We start from the raw sequence: 21,375 nt of genomic DNA, 5'->3' as shown, positions 1-21,375 counted from the left end.
CGGTTCTGGGTGAGAGGTTACAGATGCGATTCGGCGTATTCGGCCAGGATCGAGCGAGGCACCCCTTGCAGGGTGATGTGCACACCGTTGGGGAAATCCTTGAAGCGTTCGGTCAGGTAGGTCAGCCCGGAGCTGGTCGCGGACAGGTAAGGGGTGTCGATCTGCGCCAGGTTGCCCAGGCACACCACTTTGGAACCGGCGCCGGCACGGGTGATGATGGTTTTCATCTGGTGCGGCGTGAGGTTCTGGCATTCGTCGATCAGGATCAGGCTTTGCTGGAAGCTGCGACCGCGAATGTAGTTGAGCGATTTGAACTGCAACGGCACTTTGCTGAGGATGTAGTCGACGCTGCCATGGGTGTTTTCGTCATCCATGTGCAAGGCTTCGAGGTTGTCGGTGATGGCGCCCAGCCAAGGCTCCATTTTTTCCGCTTCGGTGCCGGGCAGGAAGCCGATTTCCTGGTCCAGGCCCTGCACGCTGCGGGTGGCGATGATGCGGCGATAACGTTTGCTGACCATGGTCTGCTCGATCGCAGCGGCCAGCGCCAGAATGGTTTTACCGGAACCGGCGGCGCCGGACAGGTTGACCAGATGAATGTCCGGGTCAAGCAACGCATACAGCGCCAGACTCTGATAGATGTCGCGCGGCTTCAGGCCCCAGGCCTCCTGATGCAGCAGCGGTTCCTGATGCAGGTCGAGGATCAGCAGGCGGTCTTCCTGGATTTCCTTGATCCAGCCGACAAAGCCCTGCTCGTCGATGATGAACTCGTTGATGTGCACGGCCGGCAGGTTGTCGATCAGTTGCACCTGATGCCAGGTGCGGCCGTGGTCCTGACGGGTTTCGACCTTGCTCACGCGGTCCCAGAAGGAGCCGGTCATGTTGTGGTAGCCGTTGGGCAGCAGGGACACGTCATCGACCAACTGGTCGGTGCTGTAGTCCTCGGCGTCGATGCCACAGGCGCGCGCCTTGAGGCGCATGTTGATGTCTTTGGTGACCAGCACCACCGGTTTTTGCGGATCGCGGGTATGCAGATCAATCAGTTGGTTGATGATTTTGTTGTCGTTCAGGTGCTCGGGCAGAATCAGGTTCGACTCGGCCTGTTTGCTCATCAGAATTGACAGCAAGCCTTTCGGCCCGCCCTTGCCGCGCTGGATCGGCACACCCAGTTCGACGTCCTCGGGGGACGCATCGCCCAAGGTCTTGTCGATCAGGCGGATCGCCTGACGGCATTCGGCGGCCACGCTGTGATGGCCGCTCTTGAGCTTGTCCAGCTCTTCCAGCACGGTCATCGGGATGGCGACGTGGTGTTCTTCGAAATTCAGCAGGGCATTTGGATCGTGAATCAATACGTTGGTATCGAGTACATACAGGATTGGCTGGTTGGAGGAAGGGCTGCGTCCGTGATCATCCATACTCGGTCACCTTTGTGGGAGCCATTCGACGCAATACCGTGACAGTGCTGCGCCTCGAGGTGACTGCCGAATTCATCCACGAGGGCCTGGATGAACTGCACACAATAGGAGTCTGGGAAGACGCCACCTGTGTTGCAGGTTTCGGCGGTCTGCCTTCGTAATACTCCAAAACCGATGACATAAAAAAGCACTTTGACGGTTTTTTTAAGTTTATTTTGCAGAGTGACGAAAAGCCCTTGGCGGACTCCCCGTACCCCGCTAAAGTCGGAAGTCCGCCTGCATCGAATTCCTCCTGAAAATCACCCCAAGCCCAATGTTTCCGGGCTTTTTGTCGTTTCTCAACGAAACGCGTCCTGACAGTCTTCCCAGCCAATGCCGCTCTGCGCAGTCTGTGTGATCAGCCACGGCAGCGATGTCTTCACCGCATCCTGTTTCATGTTGAAATTGATCACCCCGTGCCGCCACAGCAGCATCAGGGTCAACACTCGCTGCGCGCTCGCCGGCCCCTTGAGCTTGCCGGCACCGTCCTGGGCATCGATGTCCCACAGTGCCACTTGCAGGCCCTGGCTATTGAAAAAACCCTGCGCGTCACTGCGGCGCTGGCCATCCGGCGGACGGAATAGCGGCACGTAGTTTTCCGGCAGTTTGTTCTTCACCAGATCGGCGCTGCGTCGCACCGAATCCTGCCAGTCCTGCCAATGGCTGTGGGAGCGGAACTCCCAGCCCTGCACGCCCACGCACTGCCGGGAGAAACTCGCCTGCAGGCTGCTGACCGAACGGCCGGCGAGTCGCGCCTGAATATCCTTGCCCAGAACAAAGAACGTTCCGCTCAGATTGGACTTGCGCAGGTATTCGGTCAGCCAGTCGGTGTTGTCCGGTTGCACGTTGGCGGCGCTGTCGAACGTCAGCAGAAACAGCCGGTCGTGCATGTCGTCGCCGTTGCGCTCGTAGTCGCCAAAACGATCGAACTCGTTACTGGTTTGCGGCGACAGCGCAGCCTTGCGCATCAACTCGTCGAGGTACTGCAAATGGAAGATCCGGCTCGGCTCGGCCCATTTGGTGTAATAACTGTCGTCGCTGACCACGAACTTGGCCGCCTGCTCGCGCAGGGTCGGCAGGTCTTCGACGAGGAAGCAGAACGAGGCGTCCTGATCGCAGCTTTGCTGGGCGTGGTTGTAGTTGGCGAGCAAGCGCTGCCAGAGGCGCTGGCGCAGCTGATTGACCGCATCGATATTGACCGTGCGCAGGCCCAGGCGCTGGGCCAGTGCCGCCTCGTCGATGGACTCGGTGCCGAGCAGGCCGCGAGCGAACATGAGGATTTCCGCCCGCGACGCGACGTCGAACAGGGTCGGGTTGCTGATCTGCTCCGGCCAGGTCGTGCGATCCAGCGTCGCCGCGTCGCCGGGCGCCGCCATGGCGCCGAAGCTCAGCAGCCACGCGGTGAATATAAGAACAATGCGCAAAGGGATGTCTCCATAACAAAACCCGCGCGGCACTATAGCTGATCCTGTCCTGTTCCCCCTCAGCCACGGATGATCGTTCCCACGCTCTGCGTGGTAACGCCTCCCCGGACGCTCCGCGTCCGACGACTGTGACGCAGAGCGTCACGGGCTGCATTCCCACGCGGAGCGTGGGAACGATCATGTAAATCCGCTTTCGCGAGCAGGCTCGCTCCCACAAGGGGTTTGAGTTAAGCCGTCGATCACCTATGGGCTTGATAGCTGGAGTCAACCCGGACAACCCCCTAGAATCGCCCCCACGATTAAAGGAGACGACTTCATGCTGATGGTGATTTCCCCCGCCAAGACCCTCGACTACGAAACACCGCCGGCGACCCAGCGCTTTACCCAGCCGCAGTACCTCGACCATTCCCAGGAATTGATCCAGCAGCTGCGCGAGCTGAGTCCGGCGCAGATCAGCGAGTTGATGCACGTGTCCGACAAGATCGGTGGCCTCAATGCCGCGCGTTTCGGCAGTTGGACGCCGGCCTTCACCCCGGAAAACGCCAAACAGGCGCTGCTCGCCTTCAAGGGCGATGTGTACACCGGCCTGGATGCGCAGTCCTTCAGCGAAGCGCAATTCGATTACGCGCAAAAACACCTGCGCATGCTCTCCGGCCTATATGGCCTGCTGCGGCCGCTGGACCTGATGCAACCCTATCGCCTGGAAATGGGCACCAAACTGGCCAACGCCCGTGGCAAGGATCTGTATGCGTTCTGGGGCACGCGCATCAGCGAGTGGCTGAACGAAGCGCTGGCCGAGCAAGGCGATGACGTACTGCTCAACCTTGCATCCAACGAATACTTTTCCGCGGTCAAGCGCAGCGCGTTGAAGGCGCGGATCATCAACACCGAGTTCAAGGATCAGAAGAACGGCCAGTACAAGATCATCAGTTTCTACGCGAAGAAAGCGCGCGGCCTGATGAGCCGCTTTGTGATTGAGGAACGCATCAACGACCCGGCTCAGCTCAAGCAATTCGATGTACAAGGTTATCGCTACAGCGCCGAGCAGTCGAAACCCGACAATCTGGTGTTTTTGCGCGACCACGCCCCGGAATAAAGCATGCCCTTTGCACGACTCTTTTCGGCAGGAGTCGTGCAGTCCGCCCGAAGTCAAAATCCCCTCGCGACATATCGCCAAATTCATGGCGCCAATAAAACCACACTCTATTTTCTAATTTTAGTTTCACTCGACACTGAAGTTTTTTTTCAGTAGTGGCACCTAAATTTTTTACCCGTAGTGGCACAAAACTATCGGCCCCGGTTTCGCCCCGATAACTAAAGGGCGAAATCGTTAGTGCTATCAATTTGCACCCAGTGCCATCTTCATCAATATTTCAAAAAATTTCGGCTGGCACGATGAGCGGGCTGGAACTATGTCCAAATGCATTGCTCATACCACCGGTAACGATTCTCGCCGAGTTTGTACGAGATAACTTACGCAGAGCTGATAGCCATGTAACCAAGTTGTCACAGCAACTTGCCTGAGTGACTAACGAGTCTCAAAACAATCGAAGGACAGGAGATACGCACCATTAATATCCCCTACAAAGGCCAAGGCCGCGCCCCTATAAACGTGCTCGCCTGAGCACCTAACTGCTTGATTTACCGGCTCCCTACCGGACGTCGAGCAGGCTACACGACTGCACTAGAGTCTTCCCGCACGGAAGATCGGCTGCATAACAGGGCAAGTCATAACAACAAGGCCTAGTTGCGCACATCTTGAGTGCACTTATTAGACACTCGGAACTTTGTATGCCTGCACACGGCATTGTGGCGCCTGTAAGCCGCACTTCCGAGTGCACTAGTGACCGCTGAACACCATTAACTCCGGCCTTCTAAGGCCTGATATATACAGAGGTAATTGCGATGCGCATCAGCATATTTGGTTTGGGTTACGTTGGCGCAGTATGTGCCGGTTGCCTGTCTGCACGGGGTCATGACGTAGTTGGCGTCGATGTTGCCAAAGACAAGATCGACATGATTAACGCCGGCAAATCGCCGATTGTAGAACCAGGCCTGGGCGAACTGCTGCAGCAGGGTATCCAGACCGGTCGTCTGCGCGGCACGACCAACTTCGCCGAGGCGATTCGTGATACCGACCTGTCGATGATCTGCGTCGGCACGCCAAGCAAAAAGAACGGCGACCTGGAACTGAACTACATCGAGGCCGTGTGCCGCGAGATCGGTTTTGTCCTGCGTGAAAAAACCACCCGCCACACAATCGTCGTGCGCAGCACCGTGTTGCCAGGCACCGTGGCCAACGTGGTCATCCCGATTCTGGAAGACTGCTCGGGCAAGAAAGCCGGCGTCGATTTCGGCGTTGCGGTCAACCCGGAATTCCTCCGCGAATCCACCGCCATCGCTGACTACGATCAGCCACCGATGACCGTTATCGGCGAGTTCGATACCGCCTCGGGCGACGTTCTGCAATCGCTGTACGAAGAACTCGACGCACCGATCATCCGCAAGGACATCGCCGTTGCCGAGATGATCAAGTACACCTGCAACGTTTGGCACGCGACCAAAGTGACCTTCGCCAACGAGATCGGCAACATCGCCAAAGCGGTCGGCGTCGATGGCCGTGAAGTGATGGAAGTGGTTTGCCAGGACAAGACCCTCAACCTGTCCCAGTACTACATGCGCCCGGGCTTCGCCTTCGGCGGTTCGTGCCTGCCTAAAGACGTGCGTGCCCTGACCTACCGCGCCGGTTCCCTGGACGTCGAAGCGCCGCTGCTCAACTCGCTGATGCGCAGTAACGAATCGCAAGTGCAGAACGCTTTCGACATCGTTGAAAGCCACGAAAAACGCAAAGTCGCCCTGCTCGGTCTGAGCTTCAAGGCCGGCACCGACGACCTGCGCGAAAGCCCGCTGGTCGAACTGGCGGAAATGCTGATCGGCAAGGGTTACGACCTGAGCATCTACGACAGCAACGTCGAATACGCCCGTGTCCACGGTGCGAACAAGGACTACATCGAATCGAAGATTCCGCACGTATCGTCCCTGCTCAACTCCGACTTCGACTCGGTGATCGATAACTCCGACGTGATCATCCTCGGCAACCGCGACGAGAAATTCCGTTCGCTGGCCCAGGAAGCGCCGCAGGGCAAGCAAGTCATCGACCTGGTGGGCTTCATGTCCAAGGCCACCAGCGCCGGTAGCCGCACCGAAGGGATCTGCTGGTAACGCAGCCCCAAGCGACAAGCGTCGAGCTGCAAGTCAACGCGATTGGCTTGCAGCTTGAAGCTTGCAACTTGCAGCTTCCCTTACCTTCGGATGACGGTTATGACCAAGCTCAAACATTTTTTTCTGCAATCAGCCGGCTGGCTTTTTTATCTCAGTCTGCTGATGGGCCTGGCCTTGATGCTGCCCACGTCCACATTCGACTCCGAGTCGAAGGACTTCATTTTCCTGATTGGCGCCGTGGGTATCTGGCGCTACTCGATGGGTGCAACGCACTTTGTGCGCGGCATGATTTTTCTCTACATCGTTTACCCGCACTTGCGTCGCAAAGTACGCAAGCTGGGTAAAGCGGCCGATCCGTCGCATGTGTTTCTGATGGTCACCAGCTTTCGTATTGACGCGCTGACCACCGCGCAGGTCTACAGCTCGGTGATCCGCGAAGCCATCGACTGCGAACTGCCGACCACCATTGTCTGCTCGATCGTGGAAATGTCCGACGAGCTGCTGGTCAAGGCGTTGTGGGCGCGGATGAATCCGCCGGAGCGAGTCAAGCTCGACTTCGTGCGTATTCCCGGTACCGGCAAGCGCGATGGTCTGGCCTTCGGTTTCCGCGCGATCTCCCGTCACCTGCCGGACGACCGTGCCGTGGTGGCCGTGATCGACGGCGACACCGTGCTCGGCGAAGGCGTCGTGCGCAAGACCGTGCCGTGGTTCCAGCTGTTCGGCAATGTCGGCGGCCTGACCACCAACGAGTTCTGCGAAGTGCGCGGCGGCTACATCATGAGCGAATGGCACAAGCTGCGTTTCGCCCAGCGCCACATCAACATGTGCTCGATGGCCCTGTCCAAGCGCGTACTGACCATGACCGGTCGGATGTCGGTATTCAAAGCCTCCGTGGTGACCAATCCGGAATTCATCGCCGACGTTGAAAGCGACTCGCTGCAACACTGGCGTCTGGGCCGCTTCAAGTTCCTGACCGGTGACGACAAGTCGAGCTGGTTCAGCCTGATGCGCCTGGGTTACGACACCTTCTACGTGCCGGACGCCGCGATCAACACCGTTGAACATCCGCCGGAAAAGAGCTTCATCAAGGCCAGCCGCAAGCTGATGTTCCGCTGGTACGGCAACAACCTGCGCCAGAACTCCCGTGCACTGGGTCTGGGTATCCGCCGCCTCGGCGCGTTCACCTCGGTGGTGCTGTTCGACCAGCGCGTGTCGATGTGGACTTCGCTGCTCGGCCTGACCGTCGCACTGATCGCCAGCTTCAAGTACGGCACCGCGTTCATCCTCGTGTACCTGCTGTGGATCGGTATCACCCGCCTGATCCTGACGCTGTTGCTGTCGTGTTCCGGTCACCGCATCGGCCCTGCTTACCCGGCGATTCTGTATTACAACCAGATCGTTGGCGCCCTGGTGAAGATCTACGTGTTCTTCCGCCTCGACCAACAATCCTGGACTCGCCAGCCCACATCCCTGACCCGTGATCTCGCCAGCTTTCAACGTTGGTTCAACACCTGGTCGTCTCGGACCATGACCTTCTCCGCCGGCAGCATTTTTGTCGCCGTGCTGCTGATGATGGTCTGACCCGCTCCTATTGAATTAACAAGGAAATCGCCCCTATGAATACCGCCGTCAACGTCAACGTAGTGCATGAATCCGAAGCCCAGCGCCAGCACGCTCGCGTGAAAATCCCGGCCAAGCTGCGTTTCTTCGGCCCTGACCGGACTCCGCTCGAAGCGCGGGTCCTCGATCTGTCGGCTGGCGGTCTGGCGTTCAACGCCGGGCAGATGCCGCTGACCATCGGCGAGGTGTACAAGGCGCGTCTGCAATTTGTCATCGACAACCTCGGCCTGGCCATGGACGTTGAACTGCAGGTGCGTTCCTTCGATCGCGCCACCGGCCGCGCCGGCTGCCAGTTCCAGAACCTCGAACCGCAGGACATTTCCACCCTGCGCCACCTGATCACTTCGCACCTGGCCGGCGACATCGTCAGCATCGGCGAAGTGCTGGCGACCCTGCAGCGCGACAACTTCACCAAGGCGCGCAAGAACAAGACCAACGACACCGGCATGACCCCGTTCGGCCGCCTGAAAGCCGTGACCTTCAGCGCCGGTATTTTCGCCGTTGGTCTGGTCGCTGCCGGTTTCATCTTCAAGTCGGTGTACGGCATGTACTTCGTCAGCCACGCCCAGGCCGGTCTGGTCAGCGTGCCGGGGATGAACATCACCATGCCGCGTGACGGCACCGTGCAGAGCCTGGTCAAGTCCGACGGCGTTGCCGCCAAAGGCGCACCACTGGCGACCTTCAGCACCAGCATGCTCGACGTGCTCAAGGGCCATCTGGCCGAAGACCAACTGGCCCCGGCCAAGGTTGAAGAACTGTTCGGCAAGCAAATGACCGGCACCCTGACTTCGCCGTGCGACTGCACCGTGGCCCAGCAACTGGTGGCTGACGGTCAGTACGCGAGCAAGGGCGACGTGATCTTCCAACTGGTGCCGCGCAACACCCAGGCCAACGTTGAAGCACGCTTCTCCTATCGCCAGTTCGGCGACGTGCGTCCAGGCACTCCGGTGAGCTTCCAGATCGCTGGCGAAGACAAGACCCGCACCGGCAAGATCGTCAGCAGCACCAGCCTGAAGAGCGCCGACCTGTCCTCCGACATTCGCGTACAGATCCAGCCTGACGAGCCGCTCGACAGCAGCCTGGCCGGCCGCCCGGTGGAAGTGAACAGCGACCGTGGCCCGAACCTGAACTGGCTGATCGACAAAGCCATGGCTGCCGGTCTTTAAGTCGAGGACATGCCTGTGACTATCACCAGTCTCTTCAGAACGCCGCTATCCCTGTGGGAGCTGGCTTGCCAGCGATTGGATCAATGCGGTCTTGCTGAAACACCGAGTCGCCTGAATCGCTGGCAAGCCAGCTCCCACAAGGGCCCCATGTGCGCCTTGGCATTGGCGGTGAGCTTGGCCGGTTGCGCCGGGCTGCCCGATCAGCGTCTGGCCAACGAAGCGCTCAAGCGTGGCGACACCGCCACCGCTGCGCAGAACTACCAGCAACTGGCCGATCTGGGTTACAGCGAGGCGCAAGTCGGCCTGGCCGATATCCAGGTCGACAGCCGCGACCCGGCGCAGATGAAACAGGCCGAAGCGACTTACCGCGCAGCGGCCAGCGTGTCGCCGCGTGCCCAGGCACGTCTGGGTCGTCTGCTGGTGGCCAAGCCGGGCTCCACCGAAGCCGAGCACCACGAAGCCGAAACGCTGCTGAAAAAAGCCGCCGCCAATGGCGAAGGCAACACGTTGATCCCGCTGGCGATGCTGTATCTGCAATACCCGCACAGCTTCCCGAACATCAACGCCCAGCAGCAGATCGATCAGTGGCGCAAATCCGGTTACCCGGAAGCGGGTCTGGCGCAAGTGCTGCTGTATCGCACCCAGGGCACTTACGACCAGCATCTGGATGACGTGGAAAAAATCTGCAAGGCCGCGCTCAACACCACCGACATCTGCTACGTCGAACTGGCCACCGTTTATCAGAAACGTGGCCAGCCGGAGCAACAGGCCGAGCTGATCAAGCAGATGCAGGCCGGTTACAGCCGTGGCACCGTCACCGCGCAGCGTGTCGATTCGGTGGCCCGCGTGCTGGCCGATTCGACCCTGGGCAAGACCGACGAAAAAACCGCGCAGGCGCTGCTCGAGCCGATCGCTCCCGGCTACCCGGCGTCGTGGGTCACCCTCGCGCAATTGCTTTACGACTTCCCCGAACTGGGCGACGTCGACCAGATGATGAAGTACCTGGACAACGGTCGCGCTGCCGACCAGCCGCGCGCCGAACTGTTGCTGGGCAAGGTCTACTACGAAGGCAAACTGGTCCCGGCCGACGCGAAAGTCGCCGAGGAACATTTCCAGAAAGCCGTCGGCCGCGAAGTCGCTGCCGATTACTACCTCGGCCAGATCTACCGTCGTGGCTACCTGGGCAAGGTCTATCCGCAGAAGGCTCTGGACCATCTGCTGACCGCTGCGCGCAACGGCCAGAACAGTGCCGACTTCGCCATCGCCCAGTTGTTTTCCCAAGGCAAGGGCACCAAGCCCGACCCGCTGAACGCCTACGTGTTCAGCCAACTGGCCAAGGCCCAGAACACCCCGCAAGCCGATGAACTGGCAGCGACCCTCGAGGCGCAACTGCCGCCCGAGCGCCTGCCCGAAGCCCGCCGCCTGTTGCAACAGGAACAGGCCAGCCGTGGCGCCCTGAACTCGAACACGCTGCAACTGCACGCCCTGCAAGAAGAAGACGGCGAGGAAAAACTATGAAGCTGAACCCATTCGTGAAGGCCGGTATTGGCCTCACCTTCGCGCTGATCTGGTCTTGCCCGACACTGGCTGCGATGACTGAAACCAAGAACTTCGGTCTGGAAGTGAAACTCACCGGCCAGTCCGAAGACGACCGTGACCTCGGCACTGCCGGCGGCGGTGACGTCAATGGCGTGGGCCTCGACCTGCGTCCGTGGATCTACGGCGAAAGCGGCGCGTGGAGCGCCTACGCGATGGGTCAGGCGGTGACCTCGACCGACATCATCGAGACCGACACCCTGCAACAATCGGACGGCGAACAGGCCACCGACAGCGGTGATCGCGAAACCAAGAAAAACTACCTGGCGATGCGCGAGTTCTGGGTCGGCTACAGCGGCCTCACCCCGTACCCGGGCGAGATGCTCAAGTTCGGTCGCCAGCGTCTGCGCAATGACGACGGCCAATGGCGTGACACCAACATCGAAGCGCTGAACTGGACCTTTGACACCACCCTGCTGCGCGCCAATGCCGGTGTTGCCGAGCGTTTCAGCGAATACCGCACCGACTTGAAAGAGCTGGCGCCGAAAGACAAGGATCGCCTGCACGCCTACGCCGACGCTGCTTATCAGTGGACACCGGGCCAGTGGGTCGGCATTCGCGGCCACCACACTCACGATGACGGCAAACTCGATTACGCCGAGCCGGGCGTCCCGCGCGACTCGCTGGACAAGACCGAGAACGGCGACATCAGCTGGATCGGCCTGACTGCCGACAGCGACGCCTACAACTGGCGCAACACCAACACCGTCAACTACTGGGGCAGCATCACCGGCATGAGCGGCGACCGCGACACGGTCAATGCGCTGAACGCCGACGGCACGCGCCCGACACAAGCCAAGCGCAGCGATGACATCAGCGGCTGGGCAGCCGATGTCGGCGTGCGTCTGCGCCTCGATCCGCAGTGGCAAGTCGGCGGTGCCTACGCCCGCGCCAGTGCCGATTACGAACAGAACGGTCTGGAGAGCAACCGCTCCAACTACACCGGTACCCGCTCGCGCGTGCACCGTTTCGGCGAAGCGTTCCGTGGCGAAATGAACAACATGCAGACCGCCACCCTGTTCGGTTCGTGGATGGTCAACGACGAGTACGACGCCAGCCTGATCTACCACAAGTTCTGGCGTGTCGACGGCAACAAGCCGGTCGGCAGCAACGGCATCAACGCGGTGGAAAACAACACCGACGACGTCACCGGCGCAATCCTCTCCAGCACATCCTTGCCGCTTGAAGATGGCAACAAGGACCTGGGTCAGGAAATGGACCTGGTCGTCACCAAGTACTTCAAGCAAGGCCTGTTGCCGGCGGCGTTGAGCCAGTCGATCGACGAGCCTTCGGCACTGGTGCGATTCCGTGGCGGTGTGTTCAAACCGGGCGATGCCTATGGCAGCCAGGTTGATTCCTACATGCACCGCGCATTCATTGACGTGATCTGGCGCTTCTGATGCAAACCGCCAAGGGAGTGCCCGACATGATCAGCACCAGAACAGGCTCACTCAGCCTGCTGGCCGGCGCGATGCTGCTGGCCAGCGCCAGCGCCTTCGCCAATGTTGAACCGGCGAAACCTGCGAACGTGGCCAAAGAACTGCAACAGGCCAAGACCTACACCGTCAGCAGCGCGCCGACCGACGCGCTGAAACTGGCCAAGCCGACACTGCCCGACCTCTCCGGCTTCACCGCCGAAGCCGCTGCGGCGAAGATAGTGCGCAGCAAGCCGGGCAAGATCAGCGTGCGCCGGATGATGCAGGAAAACGCCCTGAAGGACTTCATCGGCGGCGATAACAAGATGGCCGAGTGGGTCGTGCGTCAGCACGGCATCCCGCAGGCCATCTTCATCGACGACGGCTACATGAACCTCAAGGATCTGGCGAAAAAACTGCCCAAGCAGTATTTCAGCGAGACGTCCCCGGGCGTGTACCTGGCCAAATTGCCGATCGTGGTCGGCGAGAAAGGCATCCTCGAAATCGATGGCCAGACCCAGGAACTGCGCCTGTCCCAGGAAGCCGGTTCGTTCCTGGTCAACGACGGCAAACTGTTCGTGCGTGACACCAAAGTCACCGGCTGGCGCGAGAAGGACAACGGCCCGGCGACCTTCCGTTCGCCGAAGGAATTCCGTCCGTTCCTGCTCTCCTGGGGCGGCACCGAGACCTACATCGTCAACAGCAAGATGGCCAGTTTCGGTTACGCCAACAGTAAGTCGTACGGGGTGAGTATTTCCCAGTACACGCCGAACATGGCCAAGGTCCTCAAGCGCCCGGAACCGACCGGCTGGATCGTCGGCTCCGAGTTCTCGGACATGTGGTACGGCTTCTACTGCTACGAAACCAGCGACTTTGTGGTCAAGGGCAACACCTACAAAGACAACATCGTCTACGGCATCGACCCGCATGACCGCTCGCACCGTCTGATCATTGCCGAGAACACCGTTCACGGCACGAAGAAGAAGCACGGGATCATTATTTCCCGTGAGGTCAACGACAGCTTCATCTTCAACAACAAGAGTTTCGACAACAAGTTGTCGGGCCTGGTGATCGACCGTAACAGCGTCAACAACATCATTGCCTACAACGAGATCTACAAGAACCACACCGACGGCATCACGCTCTACGAGTCCGCCGACAACCTGCTGTGGGGCAACAAGGTCATCAGCAATACCCGTCACGGCATTCGTATTCGTAACAGCGTGAACATCCGCCTCTACGAAAACGTTGCCATGACCAACGGCCTGACCGGTATCTACGGCCACATCAAGGACCTGACCGACACCGACCGTGACATCAAGCTCGACCCGTTCGACGCGCAGGTCTCGCTGATCGTCGTCGGCGGCGAGCTGGCGGCCAATGGCAGCGGCCCGCTGTCGATCGACTCGCCGCTGAGTGTCGAGCTGTATCGCGTGTCGATGCTGGCGCCGACCAAGTCCAGCGGGATCAGCTTCAACGGCATCCTCGGCGAGCGCCAGGATGAAATTCTCGATCTGTTGGTGCGCCAGCAGAAAGCCGTGCTGATCGACCCTGTCGAACGCCAGACCGAATTGCAGGACTGAGGATAATTTTTATGCACCCACACATGATCAAACTGCTCAGCCTCTCGGCCCTGACCCTCGGCATTCTCGCTGCCGGCAACGCCCGCGCCGACGCTGACGGCGCAAGCGTCACGCCACCGAAGTTCACCGCCGAACCGTGCTGCAACCTGTGCCCGGCGGCCCATGACGCGAAGAACTACACCACGCGTTATCAGCAGAACTTCACCACGCTGGTGCAGGCCCAGGGCGACTGGCTGTTCCGTACCCAGGAAGACCTGCGCACCGAGTTCAACACCACGCCGGCCGGCTACAAGCGCCTGCAACAACTGCACGATGCGTTCAAGAGCAAAGGCGTGGAGCTGGTGATCGTTTACCAGCCGACCCGTGGCCTGGTGAACCGCAACAAGCTCAACCCGCAGGAAAAAGCCGCGTTCGATTACGAGAAAGCGCTGGGCAACTACAAGACCATGCTCGGCCGTTTCGCCAAGATGGGCTATGTGGTGCCGGACCTGTCGCCACTGACCAACGAATCGCTGCCGGACACCCTGCCCGCCCACGATTTCTACTTCCGTGGCGACCAACACTGGACACCATATGGCGCCCAGCGCACGGCAAAAATCGTCGCCGAAAAGGTCAAGCAGATCCCGGCCTTCGCCGACATTCCCAAGCGTGAATTCGAGACCAAGCGCTCCGGGCGCATGGGCAAGACCGGCACCCTGCACAACATGGCCGGGCAACTGTGCGGCACCAGCTATGCGATCCAGTACATGGACCAGTTCACCACCGAGCCGAAAGGCGAGGCCGGTGACGGCGATCTGTTCGGCGATTCCGGCAATCCGCAGATCACTCTGGTCGGTACATCGCACAGCGGCAAGAACTACAACTTCGCCGGTTTCCTCGAAGAAGCCATCGGCGCCGACATTCTCAACGTAGCCTTCCCCGGCGGCGGTTTCGAAGGTTCGATGCTGCAATACCTGGGCAGCGAAGAATTCCAGAAGACCCCGCCGAAGATTCTCATCTGGGAATTCTCGCCGCTGTATCGCCTCGACCAGGAAACCATCTATCGCCAGATGATGGCGCTGCTCGATAACGGTTGCGAAGGCAAGGACGCGCAAATGTCCGCCAGTGCCACGCTGAAGCCGGGCAGCAAGCAAGAACTGCTGGTCAATAGCAAGAACCTGAACCTGCAAAACGCCAACCATCAGGTCGACATCCGCTTCGCCGACACCTCGGTGAAAACCCTGCAAGCCACCCTCTGGTACATGAACGGTCGCCACGAGGACATCAAGATCGAGAAACCGGAAACCTCCGACACCGACGGTCGTTTCGCCTTTGAGCTGCGCACGGACGAAGACTGGGCCTCGCAAAACCTGCTGGCCGTTGAAGTCCAGGGTCCTGAAGCCGGACCTGGCGCCACGCCACAAAAAGTCGAAGCGAAAATCTGCAAACGCAACGTATTCCCGGGCGTCGGTCAACAGACCGCGCAGCTCGGGCAATGAGGTCTGCTATGCGAAATCCGAAACTGAAAAACCTGTTGGCACCGACACTCCTGAGCCTGGCGATGTTCGCCGGGGCAACTCAGGCCGCCGCGCCATTGCGTCCGCCGCAGGGCTACTTCGCCCCGGTGGATAAATTCAAGACCGGCGACAAGAGCGATGGCTGCGACGCGATGCCGGCGCCGTACACCGGTCCGCTGCAATTTCGCAGCAAATACGAAGGTTCGGACAAGGCTCGCGCGACGCTGAACGTGCAGTCGGAAAAAGCCTTTCGCGACACCACCAAAGACATCACCACGCTGGAGCGCGGCACCGCCAAGCGCGTCATGCAGTTCATGCGTGACGGTCGCCCGGAGCAGCTCGAATGCACGCTCAACTGGCTGACCGCGTGGGCCAAGGCTGACGCGTTGATGTCCAAAGACTTCAACCACACCGGCAAGTCGATGCGCAAATGGGCGCTGGGCAGCATGGCCTCGTCGTACATTCGCCTGAAATTTTCCGACTCGCATCCACTGGCCCAGCACCAGCAGGAAGCGCAGGTGATCGAAGCCTGGTTCAGCAAAATGGCTGATCAGGTGGTCAGCGACTGGGACAACCTGCCGCTGGAAAAAACCAACAACCACTCGTACTGGGCCGCCTGGTCGGTGATGGCCACCGCCGTCGCCACCAACCGCCGCGACCTGTTCGACTGGGCCGTCAAGGAATACAAGGTCGGCGTCAATCAAGTCGATGCCGATGGCTTCCTGCCTAACGAACTCAAGCGCCAGCAACGCGCCCTCGCCTATCACAACTACGCCCTGCCGCCGCTGGCGATGATCGCCAGTTTCGCCCAGGTCAACGGTGTCGATCTGCGTCAGGAAAACAATGGCGCACTGAAGCGTCTGGGTGATCGCGTGTTGGCCGGCGTCAAGGACCCTGACGAGTTCGAAGAAAAGAACGGCAAAAAGCAGGACATGACCGACCTGAAAGAGGACATGAAATTCGCCTGGCTCGAACCGTTCTGCACGCTCTACACCTGTGCGCCGGATGTGATCGAGAAGAAGCGCGACATGCAACCGTTCAAGACCTTCCGTCTTGGCGGCGACCTGACCAAGGTCTACGACCCGTCGCATGAAAAGGGCAACAAGGGTTCCTGAAAACACTGATGGCTGATCGTTCCCACGCTCCGCGTGGGAATGCAGCCCGGGACGCTCCGCGTCCCATGCCGAAGCGGACGCAGAGCGTCCATTGAGGCATTCCCACGCAGAGCGTGGGAACGATCGCAGGACTGTTTCACCCCTCCACTACCACGGGGGGTTTGGGGGGGCTTTGGCCCTTGACTGTTGGTTCAAACATGGAGAGATCGGGATGGTATTTTCATCCAACGTGTTCCTGTTTCTGTTCTTGCCGATCTTTCTCGGCTTGTACTACCTGAGCGGGCAACGCTATCGCAACCTGCTGCTGCTGATCGCCAGCTACGTGTTCTACGCCTGGTGGCGAGTGGACTTCCTCGCGCTGTTCGCAGCGGTCACGCTGTGGAACTACTGGATCGGCCTCAAGGTCGGTGCTGCCGGCGTGCGAACCAAACCGGCGCAGCGCTGGCTGCTGCTCGGTGTGGCCGTCGACCTGTGCATTCTGGGCTACTTCAAGTACGCCAACTTCGGCGTCGACAGCATCAACGAGATCATGACTTCGTTCGGTCTCGAACCGTTCATCCTCACCCACGTGCTGCTGCCGATCGGTATTTCGTTCTACATCTTCGAATCGATCAGCTACATCATCGACGTGTACCGTGGCGACACTCCGGCCACGCGCAACCTGATCGACTTCGCAGCATTCGTGGCGATCTTCCCGCACCTGATTGCCGGCCCGGTCCTGCGTTTTCGCGACCTCGCCGATCAGTTCAACAACCGCACGCACACCCTCGACAAGTTCTCCGAGGGCTGCACGCGGTTCATGCAGGGTTTCATCAAGAAGGTCTTCATCGCCGACACCCTCGCCGTGGTCGCCGACCATTGCTTCGCCCTGCAAAACCCGACCACGGGTGACGCCTGGCTTGGTGCGCTGGCGTACACCGCGCAGCTGTACTTCGACTTCTCCGGTTACAGCGACATGGCCATCGGCCTGGGCTTGATGATGGGTTTCCGCTTCATGGAAAACTTCAAGCAGCCGTACATCAGCCAGTCGATCACCGAGTTCTGGCGCCGCTGGCACATCAGCCTCTCCACCTGGCTGCGTGACTACCTGTACATCACCCTCGGCGGTAACCGTAAAGGCACGCTGATGACCTATCGCAACCTGTTCCTGACCATGCTCCTGGGTGGTCTGTGGCACGGTGCGAACATCACTTACATCATCTGGGGCGCCTGGCACGGCATGTGGCTGGCGATCGAAAAAATGCTCGGCCTGAACACTTCGCCGCGCAGCCTCAACCCGATCCGCTGGGCACTGACCTTCCTGCTGGTAGTGATGGGCTGGGTGATCTTCCGTGCCGAGAACCTGCACGTTGCCGGGCGCATGTACGGTGCAATGTTCAGCTTCGGCGACTGGTCGCTGTCGGAACTCAATCAGGCCAGCCTCACCGGCCTGCAAGTGGCAACCCTGGTGGTGGCTTACGTGACCCTGGCCTTCTTCGGCCTGCGTGATCTGTACACCAATCAGCCGCCAGCCAAGACCAAACCTGAAGTCAACGTCGAGGCCGATGGCCCTGCCACGGCGACGCCGGGAATGATCAAGGCAGCGCCTGGGGAAAATCCGGCGAGCATCCACGAACCTGGCTACACCGTTGGCGTCGAAGCCCAGGTGCAACCGGCTTACTGGACCGCTGACTGGTCGCGCTACGTGATGCGCGGGCTGATCCTGCTGCTGTTCATCGCCTCGATTCTCAAACTCTCGGCGCAAAGCTTCTCGCCGTTCCTTTACTTCCAGTTCTGAGGGATCTGACATGACCCGCTCATTACGCATCTTCTACATCGCCCTGTTCCTGGTGACGCTGTTGGTCCTCGGTCTGTGGTCGATTCGCAGCTTCTTCGGCTTCAGCACCAACGCCGACGCGACGGTGCTCAATGGCCGCTGGACCAAGGCGGTGGAAACCCACTACGACGATGAATTCCCGATCAAGCGTCTGGGCACCAACCTCTGGGCCGCGCTGGATTTCAAACTGTTCAACGAAGGTCGTCCGGGCGTCGTGCTCGGCCGCGACCAGTGGTTGTACAGCGATGAGGAATTCAACCCGATCGTCAACGAACAGCAAAACCTGCAAGGCAACTACGCGCTGGTCGAAGGCGTGCGCCAGACCCTGAAAGAGAAAGGCGTGAAACTGGTGATGGCGATCGTCCCGGCCAAGGTGCGTCTGTATCCGGAGCATCTGGATGAAGTGAAGCCTTCGAGCATTCACCAGAACCTGTATCAGGATTTCCACGCCCGTGTCGCGGCCGACAAGATCCTCGCCCCTGACCTGCTCGGCCCGCTGCAACAGGCCAAGCAGAACGGTCAGCAAGTGTTCCTGCGCACCGACACCCACTGGACGCCGGAAGGCGCCGAGATCGCCGCCAACACGCTGGCGAAAACCATTGCCGAGAAATTCCCGCTGAGCGGCGAGCCACAGCGCTTCGTTACCACGCCAGCAGAGAAGGTCACGCACAAGGGCGATCTGCGTCTGTTCCTGCCGCTCGATCCGCTGTTCGAGAACATGATGCCGGCGCCTGAGCCACTGCTCAAACGCAACACCGTTGCCGCCGAGCAGCCTGCCGGTGACGACGCCCTGTTCGCCAACAGCGAAGTACCGGTCGCGCTGATCGGCACCAGCTACAGCGCCAACCCCAACTGGAACTTCGTCGGTGCGCTCAAACAAGCGCTGCACAGCGACGTCGTCAATTACGCCGAAGACGGCCATGGCCCGATTCTGCCGATGCTCAGCTACCTGAAAAGCGATGACTTCAAGAACAGCCCGCCACAAGTGCTGATCTGGGAGTTTCCTGAACGATATCTGCCTGTGAACAACGAAATCGGCGACGCCGACCCGCAGTGGGTCGCAGAGCTCAAACAAGCCGGCGCCCGCCAACAAAACGTAGCCATCAACACTAAATCCGAGACGCCCGATCGGGCGCAAAACTGAAAGAGAGGTACACCATGACTTTCACTACTACTCCTCGTCGTCTCGCTAAAAGCTTCGCACTGGTTGCTGGCCTCAGCGTACTTTCCGTCCCAGCCTTTGCCGGCGGCGACGCCGCGCTGTACGGCCCGACCGCACCGAAAGGCTCGACCTTCGTGCGTGTCTACAACGCCAGCAACGCTGAAGTCAGCGCGACTGTCGGCAGCACCAACCTGAGCGATATCGCGCCACTGGCCAGCAGCGACTTCAGCTTCATGCCAGGCGGCGACTACAGCGCCAAAGTCGGCAGCCAGACCCTGCCGGTGAAACTGGCAGGTGACCACTACTACACCCTGGTCAACAACGCTTCCGGCGCGCCACAACTGATCGAAGAGCCGCCGTTCAAGAACAAGCAGAAATCCCTGGTACGCGTGCAGAACCTCAGCGACAAACCGCTGACCCTGAAGACCGCCGACGGCAAGACCGAAGTGGTGCCGAACGTGGCAGCCAAGGGCCGTGGCGAACGTGAAATCAACCCGGTGAAAGTCAGCCTGGCGCTGTACGAAGGCGACAAGAAAGTCGGCGACGTGAAACCAGTCGCCCTGGAGCGTGGTGAGGCAGCCGTACTGTACGTCACCGGCAACGGCAGCAACCTGTCGCCAGTCTGGGTGAAACGCCCGGTGTCGACTCGCTAATCGCTCGAGCTATCAGCTACTAGCTTCAAGCTGCAAGTGAAGTGCTTCTAGCTCACTACTTGCAGCTTGCAGCTCTCAACTGCATTTTATGGAGTAAACATTATGATTCCGGTGATCTTGTCAGGTGGTAGCGGTTCGCGTCTGTGGCCTCTTTCGCGTAAGCAGTTCCCTAAACAATTCCTCGCTCTGACCGGCGAACACACGTTGTTCCAGCAAACCCTCGAGCGCCTGGTGTTCGAAGGCATGGACACCCCGATCGTGGTCTGCAACAAAGAGCACCGTTTCATCGTCAACGAGCAACTGGCCGCACGCAATCTGGAATGCCAGCGCATCCTGATGGAACCGTTCGGCCGCAACACGTCGCCGGCCGTAGCATTGACCGCGATGATGCTGGTCAATGAAGGCCGTGACGAACTGATGCTGGTGCTGCCGGCCGACCACGTGCTGGAAGACCAGAAAGCCCTGCAACGTGCGCTGGCCCTGGCGACTGTCGCAGCCGAGAACGGCGAGATGGTCCTGTTCGGCGTGCCGGCAACCAAACCGGAAACCGGCTACGGCTACATCAAATCCACCGCTGATTCGCTGCTGCCTGAAGGCGTCAGCCGCGTCTCGCACTTCGTCGAAAAACCGGACGTCAAGCGCGCCACCGAGTACGTCGAATCCGGCGGTTACTACTGGAACAGCGGCATGTTCCTGTTCCGCGCCAGCCGCTTCCTCGAAGAACTGAAAAAGCACGATCCGGACATCTACGACACCTGCCTGCTGACCCTTGAGCGCAGCCAGCAGGACGCTGACACCATCACCTTCGACGAAGCCACCTTCGCTTGCTGCCCGGACAACTCCATCGACTACTCGGTGATGGAAAAAACCCAGCGCGCCTGCGTAGTGCCGCTGACCGCCGGCTGGAGCGATGTCGGCTGCTGGTCGTCGCTGTGGGAAGTCAACGAGAAAGACGCCAACGGCAACGTCAGCAAAGGCGATGTGGTCATCCAGGACAGCAAGAACTGCATGATCCACGGCAACGGCAAACTGGTTTCGGTGATCGGTCTGGAAAACATCGTCGTGGTCGAAACCAAGGACGCGATGATGATTGCCCACAAGGACAAGGTCCAGGGCGTCAAGCAGATGGTCAACACCCTCAACGCCCAAGGCCGCAGCGAAACCCAGAACCACTGCGAAGTCTATCGTCCGTGGGGCTCGTACGACTCGGTGGACATGGGCGGGCGTTTCCAGGTCAAGCACATCTCGGTCAAGCCGGGCGCGTGCCTGTCGCTGCAGATGCACCACCACCGCGCCGAACACTGGATCGTGGTCAGCGGCACCGCCGAAGTGACCTGCGACGAGAACGTGTTCCTGCTCACCGAAAACCAGTCGACCTACATCCCGATCGCCTCGGTGCATCGCCTGCGCAACCCGGGCAAGATCCCGCTGGAAATCATCGAAGTGCAGTCGGGTTCGTACTTGGGTGAAGACGATATCGAGCGTTTCGAAGATATCTACGGCCGCTCCACCCCGATCGAACGCGGCGTGTCGGTGAAGACCATCGCGCAGTAATCGATCACTAAAACGAGAAGCCCTCGTCCAGCCCGTTGCGTTCCCTATCCGCAGCGGGCTGGGCGGGGGCTTTTTTTGTCCTGACTCTGTGTCGCCTGCAAT

Annotated in this window: 16 protein-coding genes; 14 read left to right on the top strand and 2 right to left on the bottom strand. The window is 59.9% G+C overall.

Features of this window, described 5'->3' with window-relative positions:
• Positions 1-17: 17 nt before the first annotated feature.
• Positions 18-1,412, bottom strand: a complete 1,395-nt coding sequence (locus tag F8N49_RS11990) for a PhoH family protein (protein ID WP_024011685.1) — start codon at positions 1,410-1,412, stop codon at positions 18-20.
• Positions 1,413-1,450: 38 nt separating this feature from the next.
• Between F8N49_RS11990 and F8N49_RS28290 the strand changes: the two genes are divergently transcribed.
• On the top strand, positions 1,451-1,573 hold the full coding sequence (locus F8N49_RS28290; protein WP_256675429.1) for a hypothetical protein: 123 nt from the start codon (positions 1,451-1,453) through the stop codon (positions 1,571-1,573).
• A gap of 177 nt (positions 1,574-1,750) precedes the next feature.
• Here F8N49_RS28290 and F8N49_RS11985 read toward each other — a convergent pair whose 3' ends face one another.
• Complete coding sequence (locus tag F8N49_RS11985) at positions 1,751-2,827, bottom strand: polysaccharide deacetylase family protein (protein ID WP_372241024.1); 1,077 nt, start codon at positions 2,825-2,827, stop codon at positions 1,751-1,753.
• A gap of 364 nt (positions 2,828-3,191) precedes the next feature.
• Between F8N49_RS11985 and yaaA the strand changes: the two genes are divergently transcribed.
• The 13 genes from yaaA (at position 3,192) to F8N49_RS11915 (ending at position 21,273) form a co-directional block, all read left to right on the top strand.
• Positions 3,192-3,971 (top strand): peroxide stress protein YaaA, encoded by a 780-nt coding sequence (yaaA, locus tag F8N49_RS11980; protein ID WP_071174455.1) that lies wholly within the window; start codon positions 3,192-3,194, stop codon positions 3,969-3,971.
• An 809-nt stretch (positions 3,972-4,780) separates the two neighbouring features.
• Positions 4,781-6,097 carry a nucleotide sugar dehydrogenase gene (locus F8N49_RS11975; protein ID WP_016771595.1) on the top strand — a complete coding sequence of 439 codons (1,317 nt, stop codon included), beginning with the start codon at positions 4,781-4,783 and terminating at the stop codon, positions 6,095-6,097.
• 99 nt (positions 6,098-6,196) lie between these two features.
• Entirely contained in the window at positions 6,197-7,678 is a 1,482-nt protein-coding gene (gene alg8 / locus F8N49_RS11970; protein ID WP_162098720.1) for a mannuronan synthase, read from the top strand.
• 35 nt (positions 7,679-7,713) lie between these two features.
• Positions 7,714-8,883: an alginate biosynthesis protein Alg44 gene (locus F8N49_RS11965; protein ID WP_024011680.1), complete on the top strand. Its 1,170-nt coding sequence runs from the start codon at positions 7,714-7,716 to the stop codon at positions 8,881-8,883.
• Between the two features lie 9 nt (positions 8,884-8,892).
• A complete protein-coding gene (gene algK, locus F8N49_RS11955) occupies positions 8,893-10,401 on the top strand; it encodes an alginate biosynthesis TPR repeat lipoprotein AlgK (protein WP_178116968.1) in 1,509 nt (502 codons plus the stop codon).
• A complete protein-coding gene (locus tag F8N49_RS11950) occupies positions 10,398-11,879 on the top strand; it encodes an alginate export family protein (RefSeq protein ID WP_151551543.1) in 1,482 nt (493 codons plus the stop codon). The genes algK and F8N49_RS11950 overlap by 4 nt, the downstream gene beginning before the upstream one ends.
• 26 nt (positions 11,880-11,905) lie before the next feature.
• Positions 11,906-13,477 (top strand): mannuronan 5-epimerase AlgG, encoded by a 1,572-nt coding sequence (algG, locus tag F8N49_RS11945; protein WP_151551540.1) that lies wholly within the window; start codon positions 11,906-11,908, stop codon positions 13,475-13,477.
• A gap of 11 nt (positions 13,478-13,488) precedes the next feature.
• Positions 13,489-14,955 (top strand): alginate O-acetyltransferase, encoded by a 1,467-nt coding sequence (locus tag F8N49_RS11940; protein WP_130928293.1) that lies wholly within the window; start codon positions 13,489-13,491, stop codon positions 14,953-14,955.
• Positions 14,956-14,963: 8 nt separating this feature from the next.
• Positions 14,964-16,088 carry a mannuronate-specific alginate lyase gene (locus F8N49_RS11935; protein WP_122601884.1) on the top strand — a complete coding sequence of 375 codons (1,125 nt, stop codon included), beginning with the start codon at positions 14,964-14,966 and terminating at the stop codon, positions 16,086-16,088.
• A 211-nt stretch (positions 16,089-16,299) separates the two neighbouring features.
• Positions 16,300-17,865: an MBOAT family protein gene (locus F8N49_RS11930; protein ID WP_024011674.1), complete on the top strand. Its 1,566-nt coding sequence runs from the start codon at positions 16,300-16,302 to the stop codon at positions 17,863-17,865.
• 10 nt (positions 17,866-17,875) lie between these two features.
• On the top strand, positions 17,876-19,048 hold the full coding sequence (locus F8N49_RS11925; protein WP_016771604.1) for an alginate O-acetyltransferase: 1,173 nt from the start codon (positions 17,876-17,878) through the stop codon (positions 19,046-19,048).
• A 14-nt stretch (positions 19,049-19,062) separates the two neighbouring features.
• Entirely contained in the window at positions 19,063-19,719 is a 657-nt protein-coding gene (locus tag F8N49_RS11920) for an alginate O-acetyltransferase AlgF (protein ID WP_016771605.1), read from the top strand.
• Between the two features lie 102 nt (positions 19,720-19,821).
• Entirely contained in the window at positions 19,822-21,273 is a 1,452-nt protein-coding gene (locus tag F8N49_RS11915) for a mannose-1-phosphate guanylyltransferase/mannose-6-phosphate isomerase (protein WP_024011673.1), read from the top strand.
• Positions 21,274-21,375 lie beyond the last annotated feature (102 nt).

It is taken from the genome of Pseudomonas sp. GXM4, assembly GCF_008923895.1.
GTDB lineage: Bacteria > Pseudomonadota > Gammaproteobacteria > Pseudomonadales > Pseudomonadaceae > Aquipseudomonas > Aquipseudomonas atacamensis.
Note: the sequence above shows the minus strand (reverse complement) of the source record. Positions and strands in the feature narration are given on the sequence as shown.

Excerpts from the sequence above, each read along its gene's own strand:
- F8N49_RS11990 (WP_024011685.1), bottom strand. The coding sequence starts at position 1,412 with ATGGATGATCACGGACGCAGCCCTTCCTCCAACCAGCCAATCCTGTAT.
- F8N49_RS11985 (WP_372241024.1), bottom strand. The coding sequence starts at position 2,827 with ATGGCGGCGCCCGGCGACGCGGCGACGCTGGATCGCACGACCTGGCCG.
- yaaA (WP_071174455.1), top strand. The coding sequence starts at position 3,192 with ATGCTGATGGTGATTTCCCCCGCCAAGACCCTCGACTACGAAACACCG.
- F8N49_RS11975 (WP_016771595.1), top strand. The coding sequence starts at position 4,781 with ATGCGCATCAGCATATTTGGTTTGGGTTACGTTGGCGCAGTATGTGCC.
- alg8 (WP_162098720.1), top strand. The coding sequence starts at position 6,197 with ATGACCAAGCTCAAACATTTTTTTCTGCAATCAGCCGGCTGGCTTTTT.
- F8N49_RS11965 (WP_024011680.1), top strand. The coding sequence starts at position 7,714 with ATGAATACCGCCGTCAACGTCAACGTAGTGCATGAATCCGAAGCCCAG.
- algK (WP_178116968.1), top strand. The coding sequence starts at position 8,893 with ATGCCTGTGACTATCACCAGTCTCTTCAGAACGCCGCTATCCCTGTGG.
- F8N49_RS11950 (WP_151551543.1), top strand. The coding sequence starts at position 10,398 with ATGAAGCTGAACCCATTCGTGAAGGCCGGTATTGGCCTCACCTTCGCG.
- algG (WP_151551540.1), top strand. The coding sequence starts at position 11,906 with ATGATCAGCACCAGAACAGGCTCACTCAGCCTGCTGGCCGGCGCGATG.
- F8N49_RS11940 (WP_130928293.1), top strand. The coding sequence starts at position 13,489 with ATGCACCCACACATGATCAAACTGCTCAGCCTCTCGGCCCTGACCCTC.
- F8N49_RS11935 (WP_122601884.1), top strand. The coding sequence starts at position 14,964 with ATGCGAAATCCGAAACTGAAAAACCTGTTGGCACCGACACTCCTGAGC.
- F8N49_RS11930 (WP_024011674.1), top strand. The coding sequence starts at position 16,300 with ATGGTATTTTCATCCAACGTGTTCCTGTTTCTGTTCTTGCCGATCTTT.
- F8N49_RS11925 (WP_016771604.1), top strand. The coding sequence starts at position 17,876 with ATGACCCGCTCATTACGCATCTTCTACATCGCCCTGTTCCTGGTGACG.
- F8N49_RS11920 (WP_016771605.1), top strand. The coding sequence starts at position 19,063 with ATGACTTTCACTACTACTCCTCGTCGTCTCGCTAAAAGCTTCGCACTG.
- F8N49_RS11915 (WP_024011673.1), top strand. The coding sequence starts at position 19,822 with ATGATTCCGGTGATCTTGTCAGGTGGTAGCGGTTCGCGTCTGTGGCCT.